Genomic DNA, 21,553 nt, shown 5'->3' with positions numbered 1-21,553 from the left:
ATGAAATCAATAGTTAAATTTTTAAGTACAATTACGTTCATTTCTTTAGTTTTTAGCTCTTGTAAGTCTGGTGAGAAAGAAAACGATGTAGTTTTATTCAAAAAACTTTCTCCAACCGAAACAAAAATTGATTTTATCAATCAAATAAAGGAATCTAAAGACTTCAATATTCTCGATTATCTCTATTTTTATAATGGTGGTGGTGTAGCAGCAGGCGATATTAATAATGATGGCCTAACCGATTTGTTTTTTGTTTCAAATCAAGGAAAAAGCAAACTTTACTTAAACAAAGGAGTAAAAGATGGCTCTCCTCAATTTGAAGACATTTCTACTAAAGCAGGCATTGAGGGCTTTTCCGACTGGAAAACTGGCGTAACAATGGCCGATGTCAACGGCGATGGCCTGCTTGATATTTATGTGTGTGCCGTTGGAAATTATAAAAGTTTAGAGGGTTCAAACGAACTCTATATCAACAATGGGGATTTGACTTTCACCGAAAAATCGGACGAATACGGACTTGATTTTACTGGATTTTCTACCCAAGCGGCCTTTTTTGATTATGATAAAGACGGTGATTTGGATATGTATTTGCTCAATCACGCTGTGCATAATACCCGCTCTTATGACCGTGTAAATACTCGTATGCTCAAAGACAACGAAGCTGGCGATTATTTGTACCGCAATGATAATGGTAAGTTTACTGATGTGAGCAAGGAAGCTGGTATTTATCAAGCTGCTATGGGCTATGGTTTGGGAATTTCGGTAGCCGATTTAAACAACGATGGCTGGCAAGATATTTATGTAAGCAATGATTTCCACGAAGACGATTATTACTACATCAATCAAAAAAATGGCACTTTTTCAGAAGAAGTAAAACAGCATTTCAAACATTTGAGCCGCTTTTCTATGGGTTCGGATATTGCCGACATTAATAATGATGGCTATCAAGATGTTATGACACTTGATATGTATCCCGAAGATGAAGCCGTTGAGAAATCTTCAGTTGGCGAAGACCCACTTGATATTTACTTATATAAACTCCAATTTGGGTATTTCAATCAATACAGCCGCAACTGCTTGCAGTTAAGCATGGGAGGCAAAAAATTTAGTGATATTGCACCTTCGGCGGGCGTTATGGCTACCGATTGGAGTTGGAGTACGCTTTTGGCAGATTATGATGGCGATGGAATCAAAGATATTTTTATCACTAATGGTATTTTACGCCGCCCGAATGATTTAGATTACTTGAAATTTATCGCCAGCGATTCTCTGCACTTTAATTTACCAACTTCCGAAAAACTCGACCAAGAAGCAATAGATAAAATGCCAAGCGGAAAATGGCACAATTATCTCTATAAAGGCACAAAAGAATTACGTTTTCAAGATAAATCGGCCTTTTGGGGCTTTGATGAAAAAGGCATTTCAAACGGTGCGGCTTATGCTGATTTAGACAATGATGGCGACTTAGACCTCATTTCAAATAATCTCAACGAGCCAGCGGCCATTTATCTCAACAATAGTCGTCAGGTTTTAAATAATAATTTCGTCAAAGTTAAATTCAAAGGTAATGATAAAAATACCTTCGGAGTTGGGGCAAAAGTTATTCTGAAAACCGCTGATGGCGAGCAACTACAACAAATGATGCCGACTCGTGGCTTTATGAGTTCGGTTGAGCCTTCATTAATTTTCGGCATCGGGAAACTCAAAGTTGATACAATGATGGTGATTTGGGAAAACGAAATGATGGAAATCATAACGAATCCCAAAATCAACACTTTACTTACGCTCGACCAAAACAATGCTAAAATAAAAGTAGCCGACCATCAATTCTTTGTGCCAGCAGTGCCGATTTTTGAAGAAATAACAAACCAAGTAAATATTCCGTTTGTACATCAAGAAAACGTTTATTTTGATTTCAATAGAGAATTCTTGATTCCATTCAAAGTATCAGTCGAAGGACCTAAAATGGCAGTTGGCGATGTGAATGGCGATGGTTTAGAAGACTTTTATGTAGGTGGTGCAAAATACCAAGCTGGTTCGCTTTATTTACAAAAGACCGATGGTAAGTTTGTAGCTTCACCGCAAGCTATTTTCAAAGAAGATTCATTGCAAGAAGATGTCGATGCTTTATTTTTTGATGCTGACGGAGACAAAGACCAAGACCTTTATGTGGTTTCGGGTGGAAATGAATTTTATGACCAAATGACTCAACTTTTCGACCGTCTTTATATTAATGATGGAAAAGGAAACTTCACAAAATCAACGGCTGCCCTACCGCCAATGTACGATAATAAATCGTGCGTGAGACCTTACGATTTTGATAAAGATGGCGATATTGACTTGTTTGTGGGCGGGCGTGTAGTTGGTTATAATTACGGGAAATCGCCTCGTTCGTATCTTTTAGTTAATAATGGTAAAGGACAATTCTCGGATGTAACCGTCAATAACGCTCCCGAACTCCGTGAAGCAGGCATGATTACCGATGCCATTTGGGCAGATTTTGACAAAGATGGCGACCAGGATTTAACTGTAGTTGGTGATTGGATGCCAATCAGAATGTTTGCCAACGATAAAGGTAAATTCAAAGAAATTGACAATAGTTTGAGCAAATTTACTGGCTTTTGGAATGGTATCACAGCGGCCGATTTCGATAAAGATGGAGATATTGACTACATAGTAGGAAATCTCGGCACAAATACTAAATTCAGAAAAGAAGAAGGTGGTAAGCTAAAAATGCTCATCAAAGACGTTGATGGCAATGAAGCAAAAGACCATATTATAGCTTATAATCGTGGCGATCATTGGTATCCAGTAAATAGCAAAGATGAAATGGGCAAACAAATGCCAAGCATTATCAACAAAAAATACGTTGAATACAAAAACTTTGCTGGCAAAACCATCGACGAATTGTTTACTAAAAAAGAACTAAAAGATGCCGAAGAGAAGCTCGTCAATACTTTTGAGTCGGTTTACCTCGAAAATAAAGGAAATAATACTTTCAAAATGACTGTACTACCGAGTTTGGCACAAGTCTCAAAGGTAATGTCGCTCGTAACCGAAGATGTTGACAACGACGGAAATTTGGATGTAATCGTAGGCGGAAACTTCAGCGGTGCGAATATGTACCAAGCTCGTTATGATGCTTTCTTTGGTCTGATTTTGAAAGGAAATGGAAAGGGCGGATTTACAGCATCAGTTCCGACCGATAATGGTTTATTGATGGAAGGCGATGTTCGTGACATCAAAACTTTGAAAACGCCTAAAACTAAATACTACTTCGTTACTCGAAATAACGATAAAATGCAGATTTTCAAGAAAATAACGAAATAAATCATTAGTTGGGGTTCAAGATTTTGAACCCCAACGTTTATATTCTGATTAATGAAATTAAGATATTCAAATCTACTTATTCTTAGTGCTTTTTTTGTAATTGGCATCTCGGCTATTTCAGTTAGTTGTAAATCTAAAGAAGCCGAAGGCGAAAAACTTGCCCAAACCTATTGTGCAAGCTGCCACCTATTGCCAAGCCCCGAAATGCTACCAAAGAATGTTTGGCAATACAGCACGTTGCCATACATGGGCATCATGATGGGAGTAGCTACCGAAATCAATGGTTTAGAAAAGCCACTTTCAGATTATGCCATTCTTCGCCCCGCTTCACAGATGATTAGCGATGAAGATTGGCTCAAAATCAAGCGTTATTACTTGGCTAATGCTCCAAAAACGCTCGATATGCCTAACTATGAAAACTTGGAAGAGCTTAAAGGAAGATTTGAAATCCAGAAGACCAATATTGCCATTCAAGGAGCAACGATTCCAAATTTTACAGCAGTTACGATTGATACGATTAACCAAAAGATTATTGCAGGCGACCAATCAAACCGTGTGATTTGGGTACTTGACCAAAATGGTAAGCCAACTCAAACAATCACAAATCAGAACGCATTAACAAACATAGATTTGACAAATGCCAAAAACAGCCAATATTTATTGACTTACATTGGCACCACGACACAGGCAAATCCTGATGTAAATGGCTCGGCTGAACAAGTAGAAATCAAGAATAATGCTTTTGTAAATGCAAAAAAACTTTTACCAAATCTCAATCGTCCGATTGAGGTTATCACGAAAAATCTTGATGAAAGCCCCGAAGATGAGCTAATCAGCAATGAGTTTGGTTTTAAAGAAGGCGGCTTATCTATATGGAAAAAAGATACTAAAAATCAATACCAAAAGCAGGTCTTGAGTACGCAAACAGGAGCTACCAAGACAATAGTCATGGATTTTAATGGCGATAAAAGAAATGATATTTTGGCACTTTTTGCTCAAGGAGACGAGCAAATTATTTTATATTTGAATAAAGGAGGCTTGAAATTTGAAGCAAAACAACTTCTACGTTTTCCTTCGATTTATGGAACGAGTTCGTTTGATATTGCTGACATCAATAAAGACGGAAAATTTGATATTGTCTGTACAGCAGGCGATAATGCTGATTTCTCGACAATTCTAAAGCCTTATCACGGAGTTTATGTTTATACAAATACTGGTTCGGCTGGTTCACCGCAATTCAAACAAAGCTATTTTTTTCAACAAAATGGTGCGACGAAAGTAATCCCAAGAGATTTTGATAATGATGGAGATATAGATTTAGTCTCGATTGCTCTTTTCCCAGATAATGACCATCGTCCGCTTGAAGGTTTCATTTACTTTGAAAATACTGGCGATGATTTCAAACAAAAAACGCTCAATATCAATCACTTAGGTCGTTGGAGTGTAATTGATGCCGCCGATATTGACCACGATGGCGATATTGATATGGTACTGGGAAGCCACCCAGTAGCCAAGTTTCCCGCAGGTTTCGACCAAGCATGGAAACAAGGCAGTGGCTTAATTATTTTAAGGAATAAAACGAAGTAGAATTTAAAAATTTAGCCAAGATATACTACTTAATAATAGTCTACTCATGTTTCATACAGAACCATCGAGTTTACTAAAAATTGTATAACATTCAGATAATTTTTGTTTATAATTTAAGTGTGGAGACAAGTCATGATCTGACTCTACACAAATCATCGCTTTTCTGATTCCATCTGTCGTTTATTCTTTGCCATTCTTCTATTTTTATGCTTATCAGTGGTAAAAATGCCTTATATTTGGTATTGATTTTACGAAAACCTATAGATGAAAAAGCATTTACTAATTTGGGCATTTCTATGTCTATCCACCACCTTACTGTATCACGAAACCTACGCTCAAAAAAAAGGCTTCTTGCTTTCGGGTACAGTAAAAGATGCCGAAACCAACATTCCTCTCGAAAATGCAAATATTTTGTTTTCGGGGCTGACGTTTGGTACACAAACCGATTCTTCTGGCAAGTTTTCAATTTTTCTTCCTGCTACTTCTTATCAAATTGTGGTCAGAATGTTGGGTTATAAAATCAAAATCGAACGATTTACGCTCAACAAAAACACCGAATTTGATTTTTTACTCGAAAAAACAGCTAAAATTCTTGACGAAGTAGTGATTACCGCCGAAAAAGCCGATGCCAACGTCAACCGAACAATGATGGGTGTCGAGAAACTTTCGGGTAAAACCATGAAAAAACTCCCCACACTAATGGGTGAGGCCGATGTTATCAGAAGTATCATGCTCTTACCAGGCGTAACGACTGTTGGCGAAGGTGCTTCGGGCTTCAATGTTCGAGGCGGAAATGTTGACCAAAACTTAGTGCTTTTAGATGGTATTCCGCTTTTTAATACTTCTCATCTCTTCGGCTTTTTCACAGGCTTCAATGCCGATATGGTGCAAGATGTGAGCCTTTTCAAAGGTGGAATTCCATCAATGTACGGCGGCCGAGCTTCTTCTGTTTTAGATGTACGATTGAAAGAAGGGAATTTCGATAAATGGAGTGTTCAAGGTGGTATTGGACCAATTTCAAGCCGATTACTGCTCGAAGGTCCAATTTTCAAAGGTAAAACTTCAGTCATTGTTGGGGCAAGAGCCTCATTATCAGATTTTTATTTACGCTACTTCAATAATCCTTCGCTCAAAAATAGTAATGCAAATTTTTACGATGTAAATGCCAAAATTACGCATCGTTTTGGTAATAATCAGCGTATTTCATTGGCGGCTTACACGAGTGACGATGCTTTTAAATTCGCCCAAGATACTTCTTATTATTGGAATACTCAGAATGTTAGTTTAAAACACAACGCACTTATCGGCACAAAAATATCGCACAATTTTACGGCCTTTGTGAGTAAATACAAATATGGAAACAAGGGTTTTAAACCTCAATACGAATATAACTGGCAACCATCCATCACGCAGCAATCAATCCGTGAAGATTTAAGTTATGAGCTATCATACAAAAGCCATATTGACTTTGGTGGAGATTTTAGCATTTATCGAAATGATGCAGGAAGTCTATTACCTAATTCGGCCGAGTCAATCATTGACCCATTCCGAATGCCTGTACAGCACTCACGAGAAATGTCGGTTTATGCAGGTCATAGCCTAAATTTGAGCAAAAAAATAAGCCTTGATTATGGTCTGCGATACGCTTATTATCAGCTTGTTGGCCCCGATAATATTTATGCTTATCAACTCGGAAAACCACGAGAAATTGAAACAATTATCGATACGTTGACTTACAAAAGAGGCTCAGTTATTCAATCTTATGGTGGTTTCGAGCCACGTTTTTCATTCGCTTTTAAGGTGGATTCGAGTCTTTCGGTTAAGATTGGGTTTAATCGTATGCAGCAGTTTATGCACTTGCTTTCAAATACAATGGCCATTTCGCCAGCCGATATATGGAAAAACAGCAATGCCCAGTTACCACAACAAATTGCCGACCAATTTTCGATTGGGGTTTTTAAAAACTTTAATAATGCACAAAATAATACTTTCGAGACATCGGTTGAAGTTTATTATAAAAACCTCAAAAATGTTATCGACTACGTTGATGGTGCAGCACTTTACCTCAATCAGGCAGTCGAAACACAACTTTTAGTCGGAAAAGGCTACGCTTACGGTGCTGAGTTTTTTCTAAAAAAATCTCGTGGCAAAAAGCTAACAGGCTGGCTATCATATACTTATTCTCGTACTTTCCGACAAATTGAAGCCAACGAAAATCAGATTGGAGCGAATTTTGGATTGAAATTTCCTGCAAACTTCGATTCTCCGCATAACGTAAAATTTGTATTGAATAATCGTTGGACAAAACGACTTACTTTCAATGCCAACTTTACGTACAATACGGGTCGCCCAATTACTTACCCGAACGGTCGCTATAAAATCTATGCTTTCAGCGATGTTTATGATTATATGGTAAAAAATGGGCTAAATCCACGTGCTGGCCTTGACAGTAAGTCTTATGTTTTCAATGGTCAAATCTATGTATTTCTCGACAACACCACTATTCAAGAAATCTTAGATGGCTATGCTTCGCCAAGTTTTACGCTGCGAAATGCCGAGCGAATCCCTGACTATTTTAGACTTGATTTGGGGCTTACACTTGACCCCAAAGAAAATAGCAAGTCGAATAGCAGTTGGAATTTTTCGATTTATAATATCTTGAATCGTCAGAACGTCTATTCAATCTATTTTAAATCATCAACGGGGCTTCGTAATCTTGCCCGAACCTACAAACTTTCGGTTTTGGGTGCGGCCATTCCATCACTAACTTATAACTTTAAATTCTGATGAAAAAAATAACATTTTTCCTAATGTTCTGTTCGTTATTTTTTTCTTGCGAAACAGAAATAACCGACTTCAAAACTCAAAATTTGAGTACCGCCTACGTTGTTTATGGTGAAATGAGCAACCTTAATGGTCCATATAGCGTGCGTATTAATCGCACAAGTTCATACTCACCTTACGACATCACAGCTTTTCAAGGCGATGCAATCAAAGGTGCAGACGTAAGAATTGTTGATGATGCGGGAGTTATAACTCAACTTACCGAGACTCGAAGTGGGTTATACCAGACTTCGTCAATTTTCAAGGGAATTGTGGGTAAAAAGTACCAATTAAAGATAAAAACAAACGATGGCATCGAAATAGAATCAACTGCTGAAACATTGAAAGCCCCAACTCCGCTCAATGATTTTACCTATAAATTTATCAATGCCGAGCGAGTAGAAGATATGCGTTTCGATGTGACGGCTTCTATCAAAGACTCGAAAGAAACAGAAGATTATTATTTTATCAAACGTCAGGATTTTATTCAGTTTCTGACAACTTGCCCTGAGCCGCCTCCACCGCCCGCTCCAGTACCTATTTGCTACTCAAAATGTTGGCGAGCTCCGCTCAATACTCAGCCAATACTTATCAATGATTTCTTGGTAAATGGGAAAAACTTGCCCATTTCGTTGGGAAGTGTTGATGCGAAAGACTTTCCTGAATGGATAATTCAATTAGATGTTTTTTCGGTCTCGAAAGAAACCTATAACTATTGGAAACGCCAAGAAGACCAACGGGTAATTGGTGGTGGCTTATTCGATAAAATTCCTGCTCAAATTATTGGCAACTTGAAATGTACGAATCGTGCAAACCAAGAAGTTTTGGGGTTATTTCAAGTGGGTGGAGTTGTAAAACAACGCTTGTCAGTTGACCGATTGGGAGCATTGAATGCTGAAAATCTCCAAAAAGTACAGACCTACGCCAATTTTAATAATATTCGTTACAAAGATTTAAGCCTCTGGGACTGTAAAAATGCAGGTTTTGTCGATTATAATATTGGTTATACGATACCCAGTTTATTTTGATTTTATGAACACCAAACACACTCCGATTTTACGAAAATAAAGCGATCGCTTGCAAATCACTGCGTAAGTGCTGAAATTGCAGATAATTTCCTGTAAAAATCACAAAAAATCGACTGCCTATTGCTGGCGGACTAAAATATGAGTGTAGTAAAAAAACTTGCGAGCGACACCGCCCTTTATGGTTTAAGTAGTATTGTTGGACGTTTTCTCAACTGGCTTTTGGTGGCGGTTCATACCCGTGTTTTCGACCAACCTAAACTCCTTGCTGATAATAACCAACTCTACGTTTGGGTAATTTTGTTAAATATTCTTTACACTTACGGCATGGAGACAGCGTTTTTCCGCTATGCCAAGAAAGAAAATCGCCAAGAATATTTCAATCTGATACTCTCTTACATCATTCTGACGAGTATAGTTTTTTCGCTTATTATTTTCTTTTTTGCTACACCTATCATCAACTGGATGGGTTTTCCTGGTAAAGAACGCCTCATCGTTTGGTTTGCAATCATCTTGGCGACTGATGCCATCGCAGCCATCGCTTTTGTAAAATTAAGAGCAGAAAACCGAGCAAAACGCTTTGTGTTTATTCGTATGACCAATATTTTTATCAATATTGGGCTAAATGCCTTTTATTTGATGTTTTGTAAATACATCCACGAAGGTCTTTTCCTTGAATCATGGAAGCCCTTTGCCAATTATTTTTACAATCCAGCCATCGGGCCAGATTATATCGTTTGGGCTAATTTTATTGCCAGTTTGATTACAATTTTGCTTTTGTGGCGAGAATTTATCGACTTTCGTTTTAGCTTCGATTTCCAAAAATTCAAGCCTGTGCTAATTTACGCTTACCCATTACTTATCATGGGTTTGGCAGGTGCAGTCAATCAAACCGCCGACCGCTTGATGTTTATCAAAATACTCCCCGAAGGATTTTATAAAGGTCTTACGAGTGACGATGCTTTTAGTATTTATGCCAATGTCTATAAACTTTCGATTTTCATGTTGCTCGTAGTGCAAGCGTATCGCTACGCAGCCGACCCATTCTTTTTCTCGAAAGCCGAAGATAAAAACTCTCCTTCGATGCTCGCTCTCGCCACCAAATGGTTTACAATTGCCTGTGTTCTGATTTGGGTGGGTGTAAGTATCAACATTGATTTAATTAGCTTGATTTTAGGCAAGAATTACCGTTCTGGTATAGTTGTAGTGCCAATTTTATTGCTGGCCAATCTGTTTATTGGGGTTTATCAGAATATTTCAATGTGGTTTAAACTGAGTGATAAAACCTATTTCGGCACCTATTTTACAATCATTGGAATGGTTATTACGGTGATTTTAAATATCGTTCTGATTCCAATTTGGGGATACGTGGGCTGTGCCGTTACGTTTGCTATTTCTTCGTTTATTATGATGATACTCTGCTATTATTACGGACAGAAACATTATCCTATTCCGTATGAAGTTAGCTCAGTTACTAAATACTTAATCGTTGCAGCAATATTTATTATTATTTCTTGGCAAATCAAAATCGAGAGCTTAGTGTTTTCGATTCCGTTTCATATATTATTGACAATTCTTTTTATACTTGGAATCGTAGTTTCAGAACGAACAAGTTTGGGCATTCGCTTAGGAGGTTCAAAGGCACAGAGGCACAAAGGTACAGAGTAAAAGACTTTTGTTTATTCAGCCTTATTCTTGTTAAAACTATATAATTCTATAAAAAACTTTGTGCCTTTGCCACTATGTGCCTTAGTGCCTCATAAAAAATGAATACCGAATTTTCTTTTATCATATTATCTTTCAACGAAGAACAGCACCTTCCCCGATTACTTGAGTCTATCAAAGAACTCAACGCCGAAACCTTCATTCTCGACTCTGGAAGTACAGACCGAACACTCGAAATTGCGGCCAGTTATGGGGCAATCGTCAAGTACAATAAGTTTGAAAATCACCCAAAACAATGGGATTTTGCTCTCAAAAATTTCCCAGTAAAAACTCCTTGGACAATTGGTCTCGATTCCGACCATATCGTTCTGCCTGAATTATTGGAGATGCTTAAAAACTTCAAGAATTCAGACACACCAGCTGATGTCAACGGAATTTTCTTTAACCGAAAAAATTATTTCAAAGGTCGCTGGCTCAAACACGGAGGCTATTTCCCAAAGTATTTGATGAAAATGTTTCGCACAGGCGTGGGTTTCTCAGACCTCAACGAAAACATGGATCATCGTTTTGTGGCTGAAGGTAAAAACATCGTTTGGGACAAAGGCTATTTGAAAGAAGAAAACCTCAAAGAAAACCGAATCGGTTTTTGGATTGAAAAACATAACCGATACAGCGACCAAGTTGCTCGTGAAGAAATTGAAAGAAAGAAGCAATTACGCAATCAAACGATTCAACCAAAATTCTTTGGGAATCCTGACCAACGAGTGGCATTTTTGAAAAAAATTTGGTGGGATATGCCACTTTTTGTGCGTCCATTTATCTATTTTTTCCACCGATATTTTATTCAACTCGGTATTCTTGATGGCAAAGAAGGTATGATTTTCCATTTCCTGCAAGCCCTTTGGTTTAGGTTTGTGGTCGATGTAAAGATTTTTGAATTGGAGAGCGAAGAAAAGTTGAAAAACGAAACAAGCAAATGAATAAATCAATAAGTATTTTGGGCTGTGGCTGGTTGGGTTTGCCACTCGGAAAACATTTTTCGGATAAAGGCTATACAGTAAAAGGAAGCACTACTAACGAAGAAAAACTACCTATTCTGACAGAAAATGGTATCGAAGCTTTTCGCATTCAACTTAATCCACAAGTTGTTGGCGAAAATGTGGATAACTTTTTAAATTCCGAAACGTTGTTGATAAACATTCCGCCACGTATTAGCCTTCAAAAAGTAGATGCCCACGTAGAGCAAATTTCTAATTTGATTACGTTCATCAAAACTTCATCCATCAAAAATATCATTTATATTAGTTCAACTTCTGTTTACCCCGAACTGAATAGAGAAGTATTTGAAGAAGATGTGATTACACCCGAGCAATCGGCCAGCCCGACGATGGTAAAAGCCGAAAAGTTGCTACTCGCTCTTTGGAAAGAATCTTCTGTTAATCTAACAATTCTACGCTGTGGTGGACTAATGGGCTATGAACGAATTCCCGCCAAATACTTTTCGGGTTGGAAAGGTCTCACAACGGGCGATATTCAAGTGAATTACGTCCATCGTGATGATGTAATTAAGGTTATTGAAACTATTATCGAAGATAAGATTTGGAACGAAACCTTTAATATTGTTTCGCCAATTCATCCTACAAGAAAAGAAATTTATGCCAAAAACTGCGAAGAATTAGGCTTTGAGATGCCCGAATTTGTAGCTCCTACCGAACCTCAGCCATTCAAAATCATTAGTTCAAAAAAATGGCTCGAATGCTCAAAATATGAGTTTATCTACGAAAATCCTTTAGATTATTACTATAAAAGAGCAAACTAAAATTAGTGAGAATGGCTATGACAAGCACGACGGTGAGAATTCCAGTTGATGTAATAAGCTAATGCCATCACTAAAGCACCCGTAACGTTGAAGAGGATTTCGTATGTACCTTTAGCCAAGAATAAACCCGTAAAATTAAAACAGAGAGCAACCACCAAAAGTCGAAGAGGCAATGGATTTTGGTGGTTACGGTAATCTTTAATCAATAAGAAAATTGCCAAAACTGCACTCGCACCAATCAAATACATTTCTGATTGTTCGCTCAAAAAACTCTCTCCTAAAAATGGTAAAGCGGTCATCAAAAAAGGCATCGCCAAACAATGAATCGTACAGAGTATTGAAAGCCACAAACCTACTTTGTTGAGTGTATGATAATGAGTGAATATTTTCCGCATAAAAAAACTCAAATTCTATAATTTATCGCAAGCAGAAACTTGCCTGCAATAGTGTTGCAAAGATAAGTATTAATGCAACGCTATTGCAAATATTTTGGTTCAAGTTTGAGTAAATATTATTAGTAGGATTCTTTTTCGTTCGGGAAATCGGACGATTTCACGTCTTTAGTGTAATTCATCACAGCTTCGGTCATAATCGAATGTAAATCTGCGTAACGGCGTAGGAAACGTGGAGAAAAGTCTTTATTGATGCCCAACATATCATGTACGACCAAAATTTGTCCATCACAGCCATTTCCTGCACCAATCCCAATAGTTGGAATTGCCACCGAATCGGTTACTTTTTTGGCAAGATTGGCTGGAATTTTCTCCAAAACCATTCCGAAACACCCAACTTCGTTGAGCATTTTAGCATTAGCCATGAGTTGTTCGGCTTCCTCTTCTTCTTTGGCACGCACGGCATAGGTACCAAATTTGTAGATAGATTGTGGTGTAAGTCCTAAGTGGCCCATCACTGGAATTCCAGCACTTAAAATACGTTCAATCGATTCTTTTATTTCGATTCCACCCTCCAATTTCACAGCGTGTCCACCCGATTCTTTCATGATTCTGATGGCCGAACGCAAAGCCTCTTCCGAATTACCTTGATACGAACCAAAAGGTAAATCAACCACGACTAAGGCTCTTTTTACACCCTTCACAACTGCTTGTGCGTGGTAAATCATATTATCGAGCGTAATCGGTAGCGTTGTTTCATGGCCAGCCATTACGTTGGAGGCCGAATCACCCACCAAAATCAGTTCAACGCCAGCCGCATCAACGATTTTTGCCATCGAATAATCATACGAAGTCAAACAGGCAATTTTCTCGCCTTTGCGTTTCATTTCTTGGAGCGTATGCGTGGTGATACGCTTAATTTCATTGTGTACAGACATAGATTTAATGTAGACGGGGTCGCCCGTGCGATGTAGAATTAAGAATGTAGAATAATTCAAAAATTAAAGAAAGTATCGCTTACGCAACTCCATATTCATTTTAAATTCTCAATTTTACATTTTCAATTCTCAATTAATAATTTATCTCGGAACAAGCCAACCTTCGGGGTTTAAATGCTGGCTATTATGCCAAATCTGAAAGTTTATTTCGGTTGCTCCGCCTGATTCGCCCGCAGTTCCGATGGTTTCTTTTGCTCCGACCTTCTGCCCTACCGACAAGAAAATTTGTCGTAAATTGGCATAAACCGTAAAATATTCGCCATGTTGAATCAAGACAACATTGCCAAGTCCTGGAATTTCAGTTACGTCTTTTACTTCGCCAGCATAAACTGAGCGAACAGTTGCGTTGGTAGAAGTTTGAATATCAATTCCGTTATTATTTATTAAAACACCATTCAAAACTGGGTGTTCTTTAATGCCAAATCTATCTGAAATAAAACCTCGCTGAACGGGCCACGGCAAACGTGCTTTTGAGGCCGCAAAAGACTTTCCGAGAGCGGTTTCTTCATCGTCTAAATCTTTCGTTACTTTCTTCGTAACAGGCTTTTTTACCTTATTTTTGGCCAACTTTGCTTCTCGGTCTTGCTTGAGTTCTCGTTCACGATTCTTACGAGCAATCTCTCGTGCCACCACAGCCGCAATAGAAGATTCGAGTTTACTGACCGATTTTTTTGTTGCTTCAATCTCTTTTCTCAAATCCTTCTCTTTTTTCGATAACTCACCTACCATTTCGGTTTGGCGGTTTTTGAGTTGTTCGAGATACTGAGCTTCGGTGAGTTTTGCCGAAATAATTCGCTTTTTATCTGATTTTTTACCTTCTAAATTGGCTTGTCGCTCACGCAATAAAGCCACCACTTTCATCATCTGTGCTACTTGCGACTTTCGGTTATCGGTATATTGCTGAAGGTATTTATACCTCATGATGAGGTCATTGAACGATGATGACGAAAATAAAAAGCTCAGTTGATTGATTTTTCCGCTAATTTTTGATGCTCCGTAAAGCATAGCAGCATATTCTCGTTGGAGGGTATCAAGTTTTTGTTCGAGTCCTTGTTTTGCCCCAATAATATCTTGCATTTCCATATCAATCAGCTCCATGTCTTGTTCCATGAGGCCAATCTGCTCTTCTTGCGACGAAATCTGTTCTTTGATTGCCTTGATTTTTCCGACAGTTACTTCTTTCTTTTCTTTGGTATTTTCTAAAGCACGTTTAGTTTCGGCAATTTTTTCGAGGTTTCTTCGCTTTTCGTTTTCAAGCTGAGCTCTACTTTTTTTTCGGTGTTGGGCAAAAGTATCAGTACCTGCAAATGTACTCATTACAAAAACACCAATAAAAAAATATATAAAGGTTCTAAGAGCCATTGCAATTAAGGAAGAAATTTATTTCGTCAGACTTTCGGTATAGACGACGCATTTATTTAGGCACATAAGATTTTGGAATACTAAACGCAAAACCTGGGCTTTGGTCGAGTGCCTCAATCTTATTATGCTGCAAATTTATTGAAGTTTGAAGAACCTTCCCATCTTTTTTGGCGTCAATCTTGGCTTTAATGTCTTGCGGGAATATCAAATCGGTGATAGTCAAGAAATTAGTATAATCAATCTCCATTTTGCTATCGCCAGTTTCATCACTGGCATTTACTTTCTGAAGTTTCAGATTGGCTTCGGCAATACTATTTTCGATTCTTACAAAACCTTCTTTTTGTTTTATCACAAAACTACCTTCTTGCTTCTCCACTACATCGGTTTCTCGTTTTTTAATTGGCATATTTCCAATCAGAATCGACTGAACGAGGTCATAATTCAGGTTAAAATTGAACTGTTTACTCAAACTTGCAAAATCGTATTTATAGTAAGTGCGGTGCAGACGGTCTAAGAAAATAACGGAGTCTTTAGTAATGATTCCTCGGCCACCTTCAAGCCCCACAACAATCGACAGCCAAATGATGCTATCTTTTTTGATATGAATATTTACAGGAAAACTCTGTTCTTCGCCACCTGCCGAGAAATTTACTTTTGATTTGATATTGAGATATTTAAAATCAATTTCGGCGGGTTTTACATCAACTTTAGCAACAGCAGGAGTCTCCACTTTAGGCGTTTCAGCTTTTGTTCTTTCATCAGTAACTAAAATCGGCTTTTCAGCTTTCATCGGCTGAGAATCCAGCGTATCAACGGCAACAATCTCTTTTTTGTGCATCTTGTGTCGCTTGCACGATGAAGCCGAAAGAATCACAAAAAAACTAAGTATTAGAAAAGAATATTTTGACATTTTATGGTTAGTTTATTTCTCCACCTAAATTCTGTGGATAATCGACAATGGACTATTGACTTACTCAATCAAAGCCCCAGATTGAATCTTTTTATCAATATTTGTACTATTTTCGCCCATTGAGCGAGCTTTTTTCCATTGTTCAATGGCTTTATCTTTTTCGCCAAGCTGAAACAAAACATCGCCATAATGCTCAACGATTGTGCCACTTACGCCTTTTTCTTGCTTCAAGGCACGCTCCAAAAACTCACGTGCTTTTTGGTACTCTTTCATGGTATAAAGCACCCAAGCGTGTGTGTCGAGGTAGGTGGCGTTATCACCAAATTTATCAGTTAAGCGAGTTGATAATTGCACTGCTCGGCTGAGTTTATCTTTACGCATCGACAAATAATAACTATAATTATTCAGTACGTGTTCGTAGTCTGGGTCGGTTTTCAAAACTGCTTCGTATGCTTCGTCCGACTTGGCGTATTTCTTCAACTCATTATAAGTATCGCCCAAAAGTGCGTTTACGTGCTTGCCCAATTCGGCATTGTCAACCGATAGATTTCTTGCTTCTTCGAGCGAAGAAACGGCTTTTTGATAATCTTTTTTGGCAAAATTGGCAAAACCATTGTGATACCAAAAGAAAGATTGATTCGGAAAATATTCGATAGCTTCTTCCGAATGTTTCGCCAAACTATCAATATGGTTTAATTTGGCATCCAACTCAACGATTGCCAACCAAACTTCAAAAACCGATTTATCAAACTGCGTTGACTTCACGTAATTATCACGAGCGGTCGCCATTTCGCCTTTTTTCATCAACAAATCGCCCAAAACTACATAGCCTTTTGCTTCATTTGGCGACTGTTTGATTAATTCTTGTGTCAGCGTCAGAAGGTTATCGAGTGTTTTATCGCTGTTGTCTTCTTTCATCATGAGCATATAGCTGCTCAAAATCTTGAACTTAACCTCAACAGGAAGATTTTTGTTGGCAAAAGCAGATTGAAGTTCTTCATTACATTTTTCAAGCTCATTTTGTTTGCGATAAATCTCGGCCAATAAAACGTGGGCTTCGGCAAAATCTGGATTTTTCTTCAACGAGTTTTTCAACATCGTGATGGCTTGGTCGTAGCGTTCGTTTGAGATGAGAATCTGAGCTTGTTGCACCACATATTCGGGAGCAGTTGGCTCAGACGCAATCAGGCGGTCGCCTTCTTCGATGGCCTTTTCGAGTTTATTTTGTTTCAGATAAATCAACTGCTTTTGGCGAGTAATTTCTTCGCTTACACCAATCGTACGCTCAATTTTATTGTAAATCTCAACGGCATCCGAAAACTTTTCCTGCAAAATATAAACATTCGATAAATCGAGATAATTGTCAACATCTTGCGGAAATTTATCGGCCAGCTTCTCATACATTTCGGCTGCATCTTTGTAACGCTTCTGCTTGGTGTAGATTTCGCCCAAAAATTTTCTATAAAACTTATTGGTATCATCGAGTTTGAGGGCTTTTTCGCTATAAACTGTCGCATTGGCAAGGTCGCTGTTGGCGTAGTATGCCTTCGCAACCATATAGTTTACGCCCGCACTCGTCGGATTACCTTCGGCAGCTTTTTTGAACAATGGAATAGCTTTATCGTAGGTTTCGGCAATGTAATACTTCATGCCTTCTACGAAATACGCTTCTGATTTTAAATCTTTCTCCGAAATGCCTTCGCTCTCAGTTTTTTTATTTTTCTGAGCTTCCGAAAGCATCGGCAAAGCAACCAAAGCTAAATATATGATTTGTTTGAATCTCATTGTTAAATTTTATAGTAGCTTTTCAACGCTAAAAAACACTAAATATTGCAAGTGTCAATGACGCAAGATTCTTGCCAAAGAACAGTCAAAGTTCTTAATTTTTCTTGATAAAACAGCTATATTCGCCCCATTCTTTTGATATTAAGAGCGAAACTTCTGCTCCCTCCCTATCGGGGAGGGCTGGGGAGGGGCTTGTTTTGGCAAGATAATTGAAATATTTTTGTGTAACCTAATATAACCCATTGAAATGGCAAAGCAAAAACCACAAGCAAAACCCATTGCTAAGAAAGAAAGCACGCAGTCAGTGGCCGTAGAGCAATCGGCCAATAATCAATCAATTAGCACATCACTCGAACAAAACCTTGTTCGCTGGACTCCAGCCATCTTTGCGGCACTTATTTTTGTGAGTTATTCTCCAGTATGGCAAAATACCTTCGTTTGGGACGATAAACCGTATATCATTCTCAACGAATACGTAAAAAACTTCGACCTTAAAGGGCTTTTAACCGAATACCACGTGGGTAACTACCACCCACTCACGATGCTCTCGCTTGCCATCGAGTACGCACTCGTGAAAGAACAAACGTGGCTTTATCACCTCGATAATCTTATTTTGCATACACTCAATAGTTGGTTGGTTTTCAAGCTCATTCAGAAACTCAACGGTAGCTTTTGGGTAGCGTTTTTTACGGGTGCTTTGTTTGCCATTCACCCACTTCATGTTGAGTCGGTAGCGTGGGCAGCCGAGCGTAAAGACGTACTTTATACGATATTTTTATTGCTTTCTCTCTGGTATTACATCAAGTTCGATGAAACCCAAGATAAAAAATGGTACGCAGTTTCTATCCTACTATTTTTGGCCTCGTGTTTGTCGAAAGGTATGGCGGTAGTTTTACCAGCTTTATTGATTATTACTGATTATTGTTTCTTGAAAAAACCAATCAATGCGAAGCTTTTCATCAATAAAGTCCCTTATTTTGTTCTGACGTTCTTTTTTGCTTACATGGCCACTCACGCCCAAAAAGATGCAGGTGCTGATGCAACTTCGGTGATTTCGAATGCTTATACATTGGGCGAACGTATCTTGATGTCGTGCTATGCCTTTTGCTTTTATTGGGTAAAAACCCTCGTTCCATTCAAACTTTATGCTTTTTATCCGTACCCAGGAAAACCAAACGGAAGCCTTCCAGCAATCTATTCGGGGGCTTTTCTTGGTGTGATTCTGTTGGTGGGAACCATCTTATGGTTTGGCAGAAAAGACAAACGTATCTGGTGGGCAGGTGCGTTTTTCTTGATTGCCGTTTCTACGGTTTTGCAGTTTCCATTTCCTGTGGGTAGTGCCATCGTAGCCGACCGTTATTACTACCTTTCATCCATCGGACCATTGTTTTTGTTAGGACTTGCTTTCAATCGTTTCTACCAAAAAAGCAAGGCAGCTTTACCAGTTTTTGCGATAGTTGCTTTAGGTTTGTGTGCCTTGAGTTTCAAACAAACAGGTACTTGGAAGAATGGTTTGACACTCTTTACTCCTGCCGATAAGGCGTTCCCAGACGATGCCATGATTTTGAGTAATTTGGGCTGGTATTACTTAGAAAACAAAGAGTTTCCAACCTCGAAAGGCTATTTGATGCGTGCCGATGATGGTGGTTTTAAGAATGGTGATGTTTGCCGCACGATTGGCTCAATGTTTTTAGATGAAGGCGATAGCAAAACTGCCCTTAAATATTTTGAAAAAGCAACGCAGTATTTACCAAAAACTAACCGCACAAACTGGTTACTGGGAACTGCTCATTATCGTTTAGGAAATATGGCAGAAGCCGAAAAATACTATCGTGAAGCCGTGGCCAACGAACCCAAAAATGCTGAATATCTGAATGTTTGGGGCTTATCGCTCACGGGTTTAAATAGATTTGATGAATCTCGTAAAGTTTTTGATGATGCCATTAAGCTAAATCCGCAGCTTTGGGACGCTTACCTTAATCATTCTTACACATACAGACTCGAAAAGAAATTTGACCAAGAAATAAAGGAATTAGACGCTTTATTGACCAAAAATCCCGATTATTTGACGGCTTACCGCAATATTGGTGTTACGTACGTTGACTTAAAGCAAGATGATAAAGCAGTTAGTTACTGGAAAAAAGGAGCAGAAAGAGACAAAACTGGCGAATACGAATATAATATCGGAATAAACTACGTTTCTCGTGGAGATATAAAAACCGCTACCGAATGGTACATAAAATCAGCCAAAGAAGGCAACGCCAATGCGAAAGGAATTTTGGAGAAGAATGGGGTGAAGTATTGAAATTAAGAATGAGGAATTAGGAATTAAGAATGATTTGTAACAAAAATTACCACATTCTCAATTCCTAATTCTTAATTGAATTAAATGTACTGATTGATAATCATCTCAAATAATTCTTGCTTGCCGCTGATTTGTTGAGGCTCGCCAGTTGCCAATGCAATGCGGTGCAAGTCAGCTAAACCTAATTTCCCAGCTTCAAAAGCAGCACCGTCTCCGCTATCAAATGAAGCGTAGCGATTAGCACGAAGTTTTTTGTACTCAGATTTTTCAAGAATATCATTTGCAATCAACAATGCACGAGCAAACGCATCCATTCCTGAGATATGTGCAATGAAAATATCTTCTAAATCAGTTGAATTTCTACGAGTTTTAGCATCAAAGTTGATACCACCTGTTGAGAAACCACCTGCTTCAACGATAATCAACATTGATTCTGTTAATTCATATAAATCAATTGGGAATTGGTCTGTATCCCAACCATTTTGGTAGTCACCACGGTTAGCATCGATACTTCCCAACATACCTGCATCAACCGCCATTTGAAGCTCATGAGCAAAAGTATGACCAGCCAAAGTAGCGTGGTTTACCTCTAAATTCAATTGAAAATCTTTATCTAAACCATACTGACGCAAGAAACCAATTACAGTCTGAGCATCATAATCGTATTGGTGTTTCGACGGCTCGCAAGGTTTTGGCTCGATGTAGAATTTACCCGTAAATCCTTGTGAACGTGCATAGTCACGTGAGATTGTAAGGAACTGACCTAAGTGGTCGATTTCTTTCTTAGTATTGGTGTTCAATAATGACATATAGCCTTCACGACCTCCCCAGAACACATAACCCTCACCACCCAAAGCGATAGTAGCATCAATAGCATTTTTCACTTGAAAACCTCCGTGAGCAACAACCGAGAAATCAGGGTTTGTTGAAGCACCATTCATATAACGCTTGTGCGAAAACAAATTGGCGGTTCCCCAAAGCAATTTCATGCCACTTTCTGCTTGCTTTTGTTTTGCTAAAGCAACGATTTCTTCTAAATTTTTCTGAAATTCAGCTTGAGAATTACCTTCTGGAGCAATATCAGTATCATGGAAACAGTAGTAAGGCGTTCCAAGTTTTGTCATAAACTCAAATGCGGCATCGAGTTTTTGTTTCGCTGCATCCATTGGGCTTGAAGCTACATCCCAAGGGAAAACTTTTGTTCCTGGACCAAATGGGTCACCACCGTTGCCACAGAATGTATGCCAGTAAGCAGTTGCAAAACGTAAGTGCTCGGCCATTGTTTTGCCAGCTACTACACGGTTTGCATCATAATATTTAAATGCTAAATAGTTATTTGATTCTCTTCCTTCGTAAGCGATTGCTTCTTTGATAAACGGAAAATACTCTTTTTGGCCAAGAGTTACTTTAAGATTTGACATGATGGTAGTATTTTTATTGGTTTTGTTCGGAAATATGATGCGAAGTAAATTATTAAGTGTCAAAATTACAATTAATTTTTAATAATTATTTTTAGCACGATTATAAAGATTACAAGATGAACAGGGTTATT

At 38.4% G+C, this 21,553-nt stretch carries 14 protein-coding genes; 8 read left to right on the top strand and 6 right to left on the bottom strand.

Translation table 11 applies throughout. The features are described 5' to 3' along the window. The 7 genes from ABR854_RS18335 to ABR854_RS18305 all read left to right on the top strand — a co-directional run bounded on the left by ABR854_RS18335 (position 1) and on the right by ABR854_RS18305 (position 12,249). Entirely contained in the window at positions 1-3,330 is a 3,330-nt protein-coding gene (locus ABR854_RS18335; RefSeq protein ID WP_350267265.1) for a VCBS repeat-containing protein, read from the top strand. 51 nt (positions 3,331-3,381) lie between these two features. After that, complete coding sequence (locus ABR854_RS18330) at positions 3,382-4,917, top strand: FG-GAP repeat domain-containing protein (protein ID WP_350267263.1); 1,536 nt, start codon at positions 3,382-3,384, stop codon at positions 4,915-4,917. Between the two features lie 264 nt (positions 4,918-5,181). Further along, positions 5,182-7,704, top strand: coding sequence for a TonB-dependent receptor (locus ABR854_RS18325; protein ID WP_350267261.1), 2,523 nt, complete (start codon positions 5,182-5,184; stop codon positions 7,702-7,704). Continuing rightward, positions 7,704-8,768: a DUF4249 domain-containing protein gene (locus ABR854_RS18320; protein ID WP_350267259.1), complete on the top strand. Its 1,065-nt coding sequence runs from the start codon at positions 7,704-7,706 to the stop codon at positions 8,766-8,768. Before ABR854_RS18325 ends, ABR854_RS18320 begins: the two co-directional genes overlap by 1 nt. 138 nt (positions 8,769-8,906) lie before the next feature. Further along, positions 8,907-10,433, top strand: a complete 1,527-nt coding sequence (locus ABR854_RS18315; protein ID WP_350267257.1) for a lipopolysaccharide biosynthesis protein — start codon at positions 8,907-8,909, stop codon at positions 10,431-10,433. Between the two features lie 98 nt (positions 10,434-10,531). Next, positions 10,532-11,410 carry a glycosyltransferase family 2 protein gene (locus tag ABR854_RS18310; RefSeq protein ID WP_350267256.1) on the top strand — a complete coding sequence of 293 codons (879 nt, stop codon included), beginning with the start codon at positions 10,532-10,534 and terminating at the stop codon, positions 11,408-11,410. Next, positions 11,407-12,249: an NAD-dependent epimerase/dehydratase family protein gene (locus ABR854_RS18305; RefSeq protein ID WP_350267254.1), complete on the top strand. Its 843-nt coding sequence runs from the start codon at positions 11,407-11,409 to the stop codon at positions 12,247-12,249. Before ABR854_RS18310 ends, ABR854_RS18305 begins: the two co-directional genes overlap by 4 nt. A gap of 2 nt (positions 12,250-12,251) precedes the next feature. Here the strand turns inward: ABR854_RS18305 and ABR854_RS18300 are convergent, their stop codons facing one another. From ABR854_RS18300 to ABR854_RS18280, 5 genes are all read right to left on the bottom strand, one after another. Beyond that, positions 12,252-12,644 carry a MerC domain-containing protein gene (locus ABR854_RS18300; protein ID WP_350267252.1) on the bottom strand — a complete coding sequence of 131 codons (393 nt, stop codon included), beginning with the start codon at positions 12,642-12,644 and terminating at the stop codon, positions 12,252-12,254. 119 nt (positions 12,645-12,763) lie between these two features. Next, entirely contained in the window at positions 12,764-13,579 is an 816-nt protein-coding gene (gene panB / locus ABR854_RS18295) for a 3-methyl-2-oxobutanoate hydroxymethyltransferase (protein ID WP_350267250.1), read from the bottom strand. Positions 13,580-13,720: 141 nt separating this feature from the next. Continuing rightward, on the bottom strand, positions 13,721-15,001 hold the full coding sequence (locus ABR854_RS18290; protein ID WP_350267248.1) for a murein hydrolase activator EnvC family protein: 1,281 nt from the start codon (positions 14,999-15,001) through the stop codon (positions 13,721-13,723). A 52-nt stretch (positions 15,002-15,053) separates the two neighbouring features. Further along, positions 15,054-15,911, bottom strand: coding sequence for a lipoprotein insertase outer membrane protein LolB1 (lolB1, locus tag ABR854_RS18285; protein ID WP_350267246.1), 858 nt, complete (start codon positions 15,909-15,911; stop codon positions 15,054-15,056). A 60-nt stretch (positions 15,912-15,971) separates the two neighbouring features. Next, positions 15,972-17,696: a tetratricopeptide repeat protein gene (locus tag ABR854_RS18280; protein WP_350267244.1), complete on the bottom strand. Its 1,725-nt coding sequence runs from the start codon at positions 17,694-17,696 to the stop codon at positions 15,972-15,974. Between the two features lie 247 nt (positions 17,697-17,943). Here ABR854_RS18280 and ABR854_RS18275 point away from each other — a divergent pair, with 247 nt between their 5' ends. Further along, positions 17,944-20,001, top strand: coding sequence for a tetratricopeptide repeat protein (locus tag ABR854_RS18275; RefSeq protein WP_350267242.1), 2,058 nt, complete (start codon positions 17,944-17,946; stop codon positions 19,999-20,001). 80 nt (positions 20,002-20,081) lie between these two features. Here ABR854_RS18275 and xylA read toward each other — a convergent pair whose 3' ends face one another. Next, positions 20,082-21,422, bottom strand: a complete 1,341-nt coding sequence (xylA, locus tag ABR854_RS18270; protein WP_350267240.1) for a xylose isomerase — start codon at positions 21,420-21,422, stop codon at positions 20,082-20,084. Between the last annotated feature and the right edge of the window lie 131 nt (positions 21,423-21,553).

The sequence above is a fragment of the Emticicia sp. W12TSBA100-4 genome (assembly GCF_040253585.1).
GTDB lineage: Bacteria > Bacteroidota > Bacteroidia > Cytophagales > Spirosomataceae > Emticicia.
This window is presented reverse-complemented; position numbering and strand designations above follow the sequence as displayed.

Coding starts and splice junctions, on each gene's coding strand:
- ABR854_RS18310 (WP_350267256.1), top strand. CDS start 10,532: ATGAATACCGAATTTTCTTTTATCATATTATCTTTCAACGAAGAACAG.
- ABR854_RS18320 (WP_350267259.1), top strand. CDS start 7,704: ATGAAAAAAATAACATTTTTCCTAATGTTCTGTTCGTTATTTTTTTCT.
- ABR854_RS18325 (WP_350267261.1), top strand. CDS start 5,182: ATGAAAAAGCATTTACTAATTTGGGCATTTCTATGTCTATCCACCACC.
- ABR854_RS18290 (WP_350267248.1), bottom strand. CDS start 15,001: ATGGCTCTTAGAACCTTTATATATTTTTTTATTGGTGTTTTTGTAATG.
- xylA (WP_350267240.1), bottom strand. CDS start 21,422: ATGTCAAATCTTAAAGTAACTCTTGGCCAAAAAGAGTATTTTCCGTTT.
- ABR854_RS18305 (WP_350267254.1), top strand. CDS start 11,407: ATGAATAAATCAATAAGTATTTTGGGCTGTGGCTGGTTGGGTTTGCCA.
- panB (WP_350267250.1), bottom strand. CDS start 13,579: ATGTCTGTACACAATGAAATTAAGCGTATCACCACGCATACGCTCCAA.
- ABR854_RS18315 (WP_350267257.1), top strand. CDS start 8,907: ATGAGTGTAGTAAAAAAACTTGCGAGCGACACCGCCCTTTATGGTTTA.
- ABR854_RS18280 (WP_350267244.1), bottom strand. CDS start 17,696: ATGAGATTCAAACAAATCATATATTTAGCTTTGGTTGCTTTGCCGATG.
- ABR854_RS18330 (WP_350267263.1), top strand. CDS start 3,382: ATGAAATTAAGATATTCAAATCTACTTATTCTTAGTGCTTTTTTTGTA.
- ABR854_RS18300 (WP_350267252.1), bottom strand. CDS start 12,644: ATGCGGAAAATATTCACTCATTATCATACACTCAACAAAGTAGGTTTG.
- ABR854_RS18275 (WP_350267242.1), top strand. CDS start 17,944: ATGGCAAAGCAAAAACCACAAGCAAAACCCATTGCTAAGAAAGAAAGC.
- lolB1 (WP_350267246.1), bottom strand. CDS start 15,911: ATGTCAAAATATTCTTTTCTAATACTTAGTTTTTTTGTGATTCTTTCG.
- ABR854_RS18335 (WP_350267265.1), top strand. CDS start 1: ATGAAATCAATAGTTAAATTTTTAAGTACAATTACGTTCATTTCTTTA.